The organism is Janthinobacterium sp. TND4EL3, assembly GCF_900156175.1.
GTDB lineage: Bacteria > Pseudomonadota > Gammaproteobacteria > Burkholderiales > Burkholderiaceae_D > Janthinobacterium.
The window spans coordinates 350,512-360,790 of sequence record NZ_FTMV01000004.1 but is presented as its reverse complement, the minus strand read 5'-3'; the positions used below and the strand labels follow the sequence as shown (position 1 = coordinate 360,790).

Below are 10,279 nucleotides of genomic sequence, written 5' to 3'. Positions count from 1 at the left end.
TCGACTTGCATGTGTAAGGCATGCCGCCAGCGTTCAATCTGAGCCAGGATCAAACTCTTCAGTTTAATCTCTGTTACTTTGCCGTTTTACCGGCATGGTCGAACTATTTAACTAGTTCAAACCCCTCGCATTGCGAGGTGTTTGCTCACTCAAAAAACTGACAGGCCACTACTTTCGTAGCGCCTATTTCATTATTTCTTGTGAACATTTGATATTTTAAGTATTACAGCAATCCGAAGATCGCTGCTGCACTTACATCAAATGCCCACACTTATCGACTGTTAATTGTTAAAGAACGGTATTCGGTACTGCTTATTTGCTACTCTCGCGCTATCGACAAAGCGTTGTGTTTGTCAGCTGCGAAGAAGGAAGAGTATGAAGCATTTCGCTAAATCCGTCAACTCCTTCTTTTCTACCCTGCTTTACTCGGCATTTGCATGCGTCGTTCAGCGAGGGGGCGAATTATAGCCCTGCCCCGCAGGCTCCGCAAGCGCTATTTCGCCGCCCCCTCCGTGCCCCTCTCCGCCCAGCCGGCAAAGCGTTCACTTCAAGCGCCCATTTGTGCAGCCTGTCGCAAGGGGCTGGCATCGCGCCATCGCTTTAGGCACAGTGGCAACATCAGACTCTGACACGGCACAACAACAGGTTAAACTTGTCCGCCGCGTCGATTAACTCTTGTATCTTGTATTTGAAAGCGTCCACATGCTCCCGATTTCCAACCTGCCGCAACTGTTGAAAACCATCCTCGCCTGGTTGCAACGGGCATTCGACGCGACGACGACCTGGGTCACCCAGCTGTCTTGGTGGAAATTTTTCCTGTTCGCCGCGCTAGCCCTGATCGCCGGCTCCATTTTGCAGGATGAACTGTTCTCATCAAGCCCGAATGAGGAAGTCGTGATCAAGTCGCACAAGCGCAGCAGCAAGGGCACGGGCGACACCAACATCCTGATCGATGATACGGGCATCCATTTCAATCCGCGCAATAACAAGAACCGGCGCAGCAGCACGGCCGATGCTGCCAGCGAGCCGGCCGACGCCGCCGAGGCGGACGAACAGGCCAGCGCCGTGCCGCCGGCACCGCCCGAGCCGCCTGCCGTCCCTGCGGCGCCCGCCAAACCCAGCTATCCGGTAACGACCAATGCATCCGGGGAAGAAGTCCATATCGAATTGCCGCCGCAAATCGGCGAAGAACTGTCGAATGCCATCGAAGAGGCCGTCGATGATGCCGCAGAGCAAAAAGTCTCGCGCTACCACCAGCAAGCCTCGACCTGGTTCAAGAGCTTTGTCTCGCTGCTCGTATTGGCCCTGTTCGCCATGAAGGCCCTGGTTGGCGGCAAGAAACGCGCCGAAGCGGAAACCGTCACGGCCAATGAAGCCGCCGAGCGCGAATCCATGCAGCGCCAGCTCAGCGAGGCGAAGATGCAGATGATGCAGGCGCAAGTCGAGCCGCACTTCTTGTTCAATACCCTCGCCTCCGTCGAGCACCTGATCCAGGTCGACCCGCCGCGCGCGGCCAAGATGCAGCGCAGCCTGATCCAGTATCTGCGCGCCGTGCTGCCGCAAATGCGCGACAACGCTCTGATTACCAACCTGGGCCGTGAGGCGGACATGGTGCAAGCCTATCTGAACCTGCTGAAAATGCGCATGGAAGAACGCTTGACGGTCGATTTCCAGATTCCCGACGGCCTGCGCAGCGCCGCCTTCCCGCCCATGATGCTGCAATCGATGGTGGAAAATGCCATCAAGCACGGCCTGGAAGTCAAACCGGAAGGCGGCACCCTGCGCATCGTGGCCGAAGTGGCGCACAGCAAGCTGCGCGTGACTGTCACCGATGACGGCCTCGGCTTTGGTGTCGTCCCCAGCGATGGCACGGGCCTGGGCTTGCCCACCATCCGCGAACGCCTGAAATTGCTTCACGGCGACCAGGGCAGCCTGACCATTACGCCAAATCAACCCAGTGGCGTGTGCGCCGTGATCGAAGTGCCGTATCAGCTGTCCAAATAAGACTGTTGATAAAAACGCTAAATCATTGAATAATCAATCTTCGCCTGTTCACACCTGAGACCTATGCCTACCGCTATTATTGCCGACGACGAAAGACTAATGCGCGACCAGCTGCGCCTGCGCCTGGGCCAGGCCTGGCCCGAACTGGAAATCATCGGCGAAGCCAAGAATGGCGACGAAGCGATCGAACTGGTGGAACAGCTCAAGCCGGACTTTGCCTTCCTCGACATCCGCATGCCGGGCAAGACGGGCATGGAAGCGGCGCAGGCCATAGGCAGCAAGACCCATATCGTCTTCGTCACGGCCTACGACACGCACGCCGTGGAAGCCTTCGAGCGGGGCGCCGTCGACTACGTGCTCAAGCCGCCCGAGCATGAGCGCCTGCTGGTCACGGTGGAACGCCTGAAAACGCACTTGAACAAGCCGGCGCTGGACGTCAACAGCAGCGTCACGGCCATGCTGTCGCAGCTGGCCGAAAAAATCACGGCCAAGCCCACCTATTTACAATGGATACAAGCCAGTATCGGCCAGGATTTGCGCATGATCCCGGTGGAAGAGATTTTATTTTTCCGTTCCGACGAAAAATACACCTGCGTACAGACGGCCAAGTATGAAGCGCTGATCCGCAAGCCCGTGCGCGACCTGGCCGAAGAGCTCGACCCTTCGCTGTTCTGGCAAATCCACCGCGCCACCCTGGTCAACGTCAACGCCATCGAAGGCGTGACACGCGACATCCGCGGCCGCCACCTCGTGCTCATCAAAGGCAAGTCCGACAAGCTCGAAGTGAGCCGCAGCTTCCTGCACCTGTTCAAGCAAATGTAAGCGTCCACCGCCGCCCGGCCCAGGCCGGCGCGGCACCTTGATCTCTTCCTTTCCCCTTCCTGCGCCACATCAAGCCGCGCCGCCCCAGCAGGCATAGGCTAGAGACAGTCCTGCCGCCACTCCTGTCTTGCCTGCCTTCGTACACGTTCGCAAGGAGATATCCCCATGCCTGACCGAGGCAACTCCGGACTGCTGCGCATCCTGCCCCTGGGCATGACGGCGGCGCTCTTGCTGCTATTATTTCCCCCGCTGAAAGCCAGCCGGCAACGGCAGGCGCGTGGCCAGGCCATCATCGACAGCGCCAGCGAGGCCATCATCAGCATCGACAGCCGCCAAGTCATCCTGCATGCGAACGCGGCCGCAGCCAGGCTGTTTGACGACACGCCGGCGCGCATGCGCGGCATGCGCTTGGGCCACTACATCCTGCGCGACTTGCGCAGCCTGGGCAATCACGACAGCGATGCGCCGTTCGGCGACATCGGCCAGGAACTGCGCCTGACGGGCCGGCGCGCCACCGATTACACCTTGACGGGCAGACGCAGCGCTGGCGCCATGTTTCCCCTCGAAGGGTCGCTCTCGGCCATGCAGGAAGGCGGACGCACCGTCTACACCATCATCGTGCGTGACATCAGCGCGCGCAAACAGGTGCATGAACAGCTGGCCCGCTCCTTTTCGCAGCTGCGTGAATTGTCGAGCGCGCTGCAAACCATCCGCGAAGAAGAGCGCAAGCATATCGCGCGCGAACTGCACGACGACCTGGGACAGTTGCTGGCCACCTTGCGCGTCGACCTGACCCTCGTGCGCCAGCACACGGACACCACCCCATCCCTGCAAGCCCTGCTGCAGAGCATGGACGGCTTGCTGGTGACGGCGATCACCTCGCTGCGCCGCATCGCCAGCAACCTGCGGCCGCGCGCGCTTGATGAAGGGGGCTTGTATTTTGCGCTGCAAAAACTGCGCCATGACTTTCTATTGCGCCGCGCCATACATTTCGACTTGCTGGCCGACGAGGCCGACCTGGTGCTCGACGATGCGCGCAGCACGGCCATCTACCGCATCGTGCAGGAAGCGCTGACGAATATCGCCCGTCACGCCGAGGCCAGCCATATCACCATCGCCCTGCACCGCATCGATTCCTCGCTGGCCATCACCATCCAGGACGACGGCCGCGGCATCGCCGAACAAGACCTGGAAAAGGCCACGGCCCTGGGACTGCTGGGCATGCGCGAACGCGTGTGGGGCCTGAATGGCAGCATCCATATCGGCGCCGATAGCGAGCTGGGCGGCACACGCATCGAAATCTCGCTGCCCATGCATGCCCAAGCAAGGGAAACGGTCATGCAGGAATGAAAAAAGGCGCCCGCAGGCGCCTCGCATTGCTTTACAGCAGATGATGCTTAGAATTTATGTGCCAGACCAATCTGGTACGAGGTCAGCGACTTGACGCGCTCGCGGCCAGCGTAGGCGTACACGTCGGTACGCTTCGACAGGTGGTAATCGTAACCGACGCCGAATTCCTTGATGGTGTCCTGGTCATTGACCTTGTTGTTGCTTTGCTCTTGCTTGCCATACGACACTTTGGCATCGCCGCCGCCCACCGTGTAGTTCAGGCCGATCAGGTAGGACTTGAATTCGCCCGTGGTGGCAACCTTGGTGTCGCCTTTCGAGTAAGCGGCCGTGATCTTGGCTGGACCGAATTTATAGCCGCCGCCGATCGACCACAGGTCGGCCTTCGGCGCCACAGCCGTTGCCTGCACGGCTTTTTCGTAACCGGCATGCAGGCTGATCGGACCGTTGTCGTAGGTTGCCAGGCCGATCACGCCAGCGTCAGCGCTGTTGACTTCGCTCAGCACGTATTGCAGGCTGGCCACGAAACCGTCAAAGCTCGGGCTGTTGTAGGTCACGGCATTGTTGACGCGCGACGTGCCGACGCCCGAACGCAGCAGGGCTTCATTGTTCTTGCCAACCACGCCGTAGGTGTTGAATGGGTCGACGCGGGCGATGGTGCCATCGACCAGGTTCTTGGTGCGGCCCAGGATGGCGGTACCGAAAGCGCCTTTCAAACCCACGTAAGCTTGACGGTCGAACAACACGCCTTTTTGCGCGCCGGTGTCGGCCAGGAATTCACTTTCCAGGTTGAAAATTGCGGACAGGCCGCCACCCAGATCTTCCGTACCCTTGAAACCGAGGCGCGACGCATTGTTTTCGCGTTCGACGGTCGGCTGGCCAGTGGTCTTGGCAATACCAAGGTCAACCAGGCCGTACACGGTGACGTTCGATTGTGCTTGTGCCGTAGCTGCTGCGAAGGTGCCGATGATCAATGCTGCCAGAGTAATTTTTTTCACTTGAGAATCTCTACATTAGGTTGGACAAGATGAGCTGCTGCTGAGCTGCTTAGCTGCTGAACCGAATCATGCCAACCAAATACTTCAACAATATGACATCGACAAGATGTTGCTTTTTGGCACAACACCGTGTCACATAAAAACAACAGGCGAAAAAAAACCGCCCGCAGGCGGTGGGTCTTGCCGTGCCGGCCCTATTTCAGGCGGCAGCTGAGCAGCCAGTAGTATTCCAGGCGCTTCATGCGGATTTCACGGGCCGAGTGGGCAAACTTCTTGCGCAGATGGCTATCCGAAGGGAAATTTTTCAGCACTTCATAGCGCTCGCCCGCCTCCGTCGTGCGGAACTGGTGGGTATTGCCTTCCAGGTCGGTGCGCGCGATGACCGTGCTGCTGCCATCAACATACGAGTTGTCGATCAGCACCAGCAAGATGTCCTTGCCCAGCTTCGCGCGCAATTGCTTCAGATATTTGTCCTGGTCTTCGCGCTTGACGTGCGACCACCAGAAGCCGGCGAACACGGCCGTGAATTTGCCCAGCAAGTCGTCCGGCAGGTTGAAGGCGTCGAGCTTGGCAAAGGTGACGTTGTCGGGCAAGCCGCGGGCCTGGGCCAGCGCCAGCATTTCATCGTTGATATCGGTGGCCAGCACGGATTCGGCCGACTCGGCGACCACTTCCGTCCAGTAGCCGGTGCCGCAAGCCAGTTCCAGCACGGTGTGGCCTTCCAGCACGTCGGCGACCTTGTCGCGCAACACTTCCAGGTCTTCCTGGCGTTCGGGCTTGTCATAGACGCGCTCGTACTGCTGCGCGATGGTGGCGTAATATTTGGCAAGCTGATCGGTAATCATTGTTTCTTCTCTTCTTAAATAATCTTGGCCAGGCAACCCGCCCGGCCGGCTTCCTGCATTGTTAGAGTTCGTAGTGCTCTTTATCACCGCTCATCGCCTGCTCGATGAGCTTGCGGTTCAGTGTCGGCGTCAGCAACTCGATAAAGGTATAAATATAGCTGCGCAAATACGCGCCCTGCTTGACGGCCACGCGCGACACATTCATGCCGAACAGGTGGCCGACGGGGATGGCGCGCAAGCCTTTGTCGCGCTCGGCATCGAAGGCCATACCCGCTATGATACCAATCCCCATGCCCAACTCGACATAAGTCTTGATCACGTCCGCGTCGATGGCCTCGAGCAGGATGTCCGGCTTCAGGCCGCGCAGCACGAAAGCATGGTCGATCTTGTTGCGTCCGGCGAACGCGCTGTCATAGGTAATCAGGGGGTAGGCGGCGATTTCTTCCAGGGTCACGGACTTCGACTTGAGCAGCGGATGGTCGAGCGGCACCACCACCACATGTTCCCATTGATAGCATGGCAAGGTGATCAGGCCATCGATGGCGGCGATCGATTCCGTGGCGATGGCCAGGTCGGCCTGGTCGCGCTGCACCATCTCGGCGATCTGGCGTGGATTGCCTTGCAGCAATGACAATCTGACTTTCGGGAACTTCAGCATGAAGGCTTGCACCACCTTGGGCAAGGTGTAGCGCGCCTGCGTGTGCGTGGTGGCAATGGTAAAGCTGCCGCTGTCCTGCGCCGCGAATTCCTTGCCGATGCGCTTCATGCTGTCGATTTCCTGCATGATCAGCTCGACGGACTCCAGCACCAGACGGCCCGGCTCCGTCAAGCCGCGGATGCGCTTGCCGTGGCGCGTGAAAATATCCACCCCCAGTTCCTCTTCCAGCTCGATAATGGCTTTCGATACGCCCGGTTGCGACGTGAACAAGGCCTTGGCGGCGTCCGTCAGGTTGTAGTTCTGCCGGACCGCTTCGCGCACGAAGCGCAGTTGATGGAGATTCATTGCTGGTTTGCCCTAGATTGCCGTGATTTGCCGAGTTTCCGCCCCACCCATGATTTTGCACGCATGCATATACGCATATCGCATATAAGCAAATGCGTACTAAGTAGTTTGGAATAAACACTAAGTTTATTACTATTGCGAGTACTTTGGGGGTGCAAGCATGACTTTGTCTTATATAGTCTCAGGATTTGCCGTAGGATTACTCGTAGGAATGACCGGCGTGGGCGGCGGTTCGCTGATGACGCCGCTGTTAACCTTGCTGTTTGGCGTGCCGCCCTCCGTGGCCGTGGGCACGGACCTGGCGTTCGCCTCGATCACCAAGAGCGCCGGCACCCTGACGCACCGCCTGCGCGGCACCATCCGCTGGGATATCGTCAAGCGCCTGTGCATGGGCGCCCTGCCCGCCGCCGTCGTGTCGACCCTGGCGCTCAAATCGTTCGGCACCCTGTCGCCGGAAATCGGCCAGATCATCCGTTACTCGATCGCCGCCTCCGTACTGCTGACCGTCGTGGCGCTGATCTTCAAGGGCCGCATGCTGGCCTGGATCAATGCCCATCCCGAGAAACAATTACAAGGCAACAAGCTTGCCGCCGCGACCATCATCGCTGGCGCCGTGCTGGGCGTGCTCGTGACGGTATCGTCCATCGGCGCCGGCGCCATCGGCGCCACCCTGCTGGTGATGCTGTATCCACGCATGAGCTCGGCCGAAGTGGCAGGCACGGACATCGCCTACGCCGTGCCCCTGACGGCCATCGCCGCCCTGGGCCACTGGTGGCTCGGCTCCATCCACTGGGAATTGCTGGCCTCCTTGCTGGTCGGCTCCCTGCCCGGCATCACGCTCGGTTCCTGGGTCGCCCGCTCCGTGCCGGAAAAGTTTTTACGCGTGCTGCTGGCGATGACCTTGACCGGCGTGGCAGTGAAGCTAATCTATTAATGACCGAACAAGTGACACGAGCAGTATCAAGAACATCATCCCAGGCAGTCTTCCAGCACCCCGGCTTTTTTAGGAATTGATATGTACCATTACGATCAGTACGACCACCTCATCATCAAAGAACGCATCGCCCAGTACCGAGACCAGGTTGCGCGCCGTATCGCCAATGAACTGACGGAAGAGGAATTCATTCCGCTGCGCCTGCAAAACGGCCTGTACATGCAACGCCACGCCTACATGCTGCGCATCGCCGTGCCCTACGGCTTGCTGTCGTCGAAACAGATGCGCATGTTCGCGCACATCGCGCGCAAGTACGACCGGGGCTATGGCCACTTCACCACGCGCCAGAACATCCAGTTCAACTGGATTGAACTGGAGCAAACGCCCGATATCCTGACGGACCTGGCATCCGTGGAAATGCACGCGATCCAGACGTCCGGCAACTGTATCCGTAATACAACATCGGACCCGTTCGCCGGCGTCGCGGCCGATGAAATCATCGATCCGCGCCCGTATGCGGAAGTGTTGCGCCAGTGGAGCACCTTCCACCCCGAGTTCATCGCCCTGCCGCGTAAATTCAAGGTCGCCATCAATGGCGCCGAGGAAGACCGCGCCGCCATCGCCGTGCACGACATCGGCCTGACGGCCGTGCGCAACGCCGCTGGCGAGGTGGGCTTCAAAGTGATGGCCGGCGGCGGCATGGGCCGCACGCCTATCCTGGGCAGCGTCGTGCGCGAATTCCTGCCGTGGCAGCATTTGCTGACCTACATCCAGGCCATCATGCGCGTGTACAACCTGCACGGCCGCCGCGACAACAAATACAAGGCGCGCATCAAGATCCTGCTGAAAGCCATCGGCGTGGAAGAATTCACGCGCCAGGTGGAAGCGGAGTGGGTCGACTTGAAGGACGGTCCGGAAACCCTGACGGCCGAGGAAATGCAGCGCGTGGCGGACTTCTTCAATCCGCCCGCCTACCTTGCCCTGCCGGAACTCGACTACCAGGCCGAACATGCGGACAACAAGGCCTATGTCAACTGGCTGGCGCGCAACGTCAAGCCGCACCAGCGCCCCGGCTACGTGGCCGTGGTGCTGTCCCTGAAGAAGACGGGCGTGCCGCCGGGCGACGCGACGGCCGAGCAGATCGACTTCGTGGCCGATCTGGCCGACCGCTACAGCTTTGGCGAACTGCGCGTGACGCACGAACAAAACCTGGTGCTGGCCGACGTGGAACAGTCGAAACTGTTCGCACTGTGGCAGGAAGCCAAGGCGCACGGCCTGGCCACGCCGAACATCGGCTTGCTGACCGACATGATCTGCTGCCCGGGCGGCGATTTCTGCTCGCTGGCGAACGCCAAGTCGCTGCCGATCGCGGCCGCCATCGCGGAACGCTTCGACAGCATCGACTTCCAGCACGACATCGGCGAGATCGAACTGAATATTTCCGGCTGCATCAATGCCTGCGGCCACCATCACGTGGGCAGCATCGGCATCCTCGGCGTCGACAAGGATGGCAGCGAATGGTATCAAGTGTCGATCGGCGGCGCGCAAGGCAACAACGCGGCCATCGGCAAGATCATCGGGCCATCGTTCTCCTCGCTGCAGATGCCTGAAGTCATCGGCCGCCTGCTGCACGTCTACGTGCGCGACCGCCACGAAGGCGAGCGCTTCGTCGACACGGCCCAGCGCCTGGGCCTGGCGCCGTTCAAGGAACATGTGTATGCAACGCCGATCACGGTCGGCAACCTGGTGGGAGAAGACGAATATGTTTGAAGTACGCGAAGAAATCATCAAGAACGCCGCCGTGGTGCCGAATACCTGGGGCTTGCTGCGCCTCGATGAGAGCGACACGCCGGAAACGGTCGTCGTGCCGGCCGGCCAGGTCATCGTCCCCTTGCCCGTTTGGCAAGCCCAGCGCGCAACCCTGGCCGCCCGCCTGCCCGATATCGGCGTGTGGCTGGCCAGCGACGAGCGCCCTGAAGAACTGGCGGCCGATGTGGACGTGCTGCCCGTCATCGCCGTGGATTTCCCGAAATTCACGGATGGGCGCGGCTATTCCATCGCCTTCAACCTGCGCGCCCGCCTCGGTTTCCGCGGAGAATTGCGCGCCATCGGCGACGTGCTGCGCGACCAATTGTTTTCGATGCACCGCGTCGGCTTCGACGCCTATGCCACCCGGCCCGACCGCAGCATCCATGACGCCCTGAAAGGTTTATCGGTCTTCTCGGAAACCTACCAGGCCTCGTGGGACCAGAAAACCCCGCTGTTCCGCCGCCACCACCGCGAAGGCCAGAATCCTGACCTCGACAACGCGGCCGGCATCTGAGGG

General features: G+C 59.9%; 9 protein-coding genes and 1 rRNA gene. 6 read left to right on the top strand and 4 right to left on the bottom strand.

Annotated elements, in window-relative coordinates; translation table 11 throughout:
- Positions 1–65, bottom strand: a 16S ribosomal RNA gene (locus BXA07_RS09825); the annotation flags it as partial.
- Positions 66–702: 637 nt separating this feature from the next.
- Here BXA07_RS09825 and BXA07_RS09820 point away from each other — a divergent pair.
- From BXA07_RS09820 to BXA07_RS09810, 3 genes are all read left to right on the top strand, one after another.
- On the top strand, positions 703–2,004 hold the full coding sequence (locus BXA07_RS09820) for a sensor histidine kinase (RefSeq protein WP_076567661.1): 1,302 nt from the start codon (positions 703–705) through the stop codon (positions 2,002–2,004).
- A 63-nt stretch (positions 2,005–2,067) separates the two neighbouring features.
- Complete coding sequence (locus tag BXA07_RS09815) at positions 2,068–2,826, top strand: LytR/AlgR family response regulator transcription factor (RefSeq protein WP_076567659.1); 759 nt, start codon at positions 2,068–2,070, stop codon at positions 2,824–2,826.
- A gap of 165 nt (positions 2,827–2,991) precedes the next feature.
- Complete coding sequence (locus BXA07_RS09810) at positions 2,992–4,176, top strand: PAS domain-containing sensor histidine kinase (protein ID WP_076567657.1); 1,185 nt, start codon at positions 2,992–2,994, stop codon at positions 4,174–4,176.
- Between the two features lie 47 nt (positions 4,177–4,223).
- Here the strand turns inward: BXA07_RS09810 and BXA07_RS09805 are convergent, their stop codons facing one another.
- The 3 genes from BXA07_RS09805 to BXA07_RS09795 all read right to left on the bottom strand — a co-directional run bounded on the left by BXA07_RS09805 (position 4,224) and on the right by BXA07_RS09795 (position 7,019).
- Positions 4,224–5,171 (bottom strand): porin, encoded by a 948-nt coding sequence (locus BXA07_RS09805; protein ID WP_076567655.1) that lies wholly within the window; start codon positions 5,169–5,171, stop codon positions 4,224–4,226.
- Positions 5,172–5,365: 194 nt separating this feature from the next.
- Positions 5,366–6,016 (bottom strand): class I SAM-dependent methyltransferase, encoded by a 651-nt coding sequence (locus BXA07_RS09800; RefSeq protein WP_076567653.1) that lies wholly within the window; start codon positions 6,014–6,016, stop codon positions 5,366–5,368.
- A 61-nt stretch (positions 6,017–6,077) separates the two neighbouring features.
- Positions 6,078–7,019, bottom strand: coding sequence for a CysB family HTH-type transcriptional regulator (locus tag BXA07_RS09795; protein ID WP_076567650.1), 942 nt, complete (start codon positions 7,017–7,019; stop codon positions 6,078–6,080).
- Positions 7,020–7,179: 160 nt separating this feature from the next.
- Between BXA07_RS09795 and BXA07_RS09790 the strand changes: the two genes are divergently transcribed.
- The 3 genes from BXA07_RS09790 to BXA07_RS09780 all read left to right on the top strand — a co-directional run bounded on the left by BXA07_RS09790 (position 7,180) and on the right by BXA07_RS09780 (position 10,276).
- Positions 7,180–7,953, top strand: a complete 774-nt coding sequence (locus tag BXA07_RS09790; RefSeq protein WP_076567648.1) for a sulfite exporter TauE/SafE family protein — start codon at positions 7,180–7,182, stop codon at positions 7,951–7,953.
- A gap of 81 nt (positions 7,954–8,034) precedes the next feature.
- On the top strand, positions 8,035–9,723 hold the full coding sequence (locus BXA07_RS09785) for a nitrite/sulfite reductase (protein WP_076567646.1): 1,689 nt from the start codon (positions 8,035–8,037) through the stop codon (positions 9,721–9,723).
- Positions 9,716–10,276: a DUF934 domain-containing protein gene (locus BXA07_RS09780; protein ID WP_076567644.1), complete on the top strand. Its 561-nt coding sequence runs from the start codon at positions 9,716–9,718 to the stop codon at positions 10,274–10,276. Before BXA07_RS09785 ends, BXA07_RS09780 begins: the two co-directional genes overlap by 8 nt.
- The last annotated feature ends 3 nt before the right edge of the window (positions 10,277–10,279 follow it).

Coding starts and splice junctions, on each gene's coding strand:
- BXA07_RS09820 (WP_076567661.1), top strand. CDS start 703: ATGCTCCCGATTTCCAACCTGCCGCAACTGTTGAAAACCATCCTCGCC.
- BXA07_RS09815 (WP_076567659.1), top strand. CDS start 2,068: ATGCCTACCGCTATTATTGCCGACGACGAAAGACTAATGCGCGACCAG.
- BXA07_RS09810 (WP_076567657.1), top strand. CDS start 2,992: ATGCCTGACCGAGGCAACTCCGGACTGCTGCGCATCCTGCCCCTGGGC.
- BXA07_RS09800 (WP_076567653.1), bottom strand. CDS start 6,016: ATGATTACCGATCAGCTTGCCAAATATTACGCCACCATCGCGCAGCAG.
- BXA07_RS09795 (WP_076567650.1), bottom strand. CDS start 7,019: ATGAATCTCCATCAACTGCGCTTCGTGCGCGAAGCGGTCCGGCAGAAC.
- BXA07_RS09790 (WP_076567648.1), top strand. CDS start 7,180: ATGACTTTGTCTTATATAGTCTCAGGATTTGCCGTAGGATTACTCGTA.
- BXA07_RS09785 (WP_076567646.1), top strand. CDS start 8,035: ATGTACCATTACGATCAGTACGACCACCTCATCATCAAAGAACGCATC.
- BXA07_RS09780 (WP_076567644.1), top strand. CDS start 9,716: ATGTTTGAAGTACGCGAAGAAATCATCAAGAACGCCGCCGTGGTGCCG.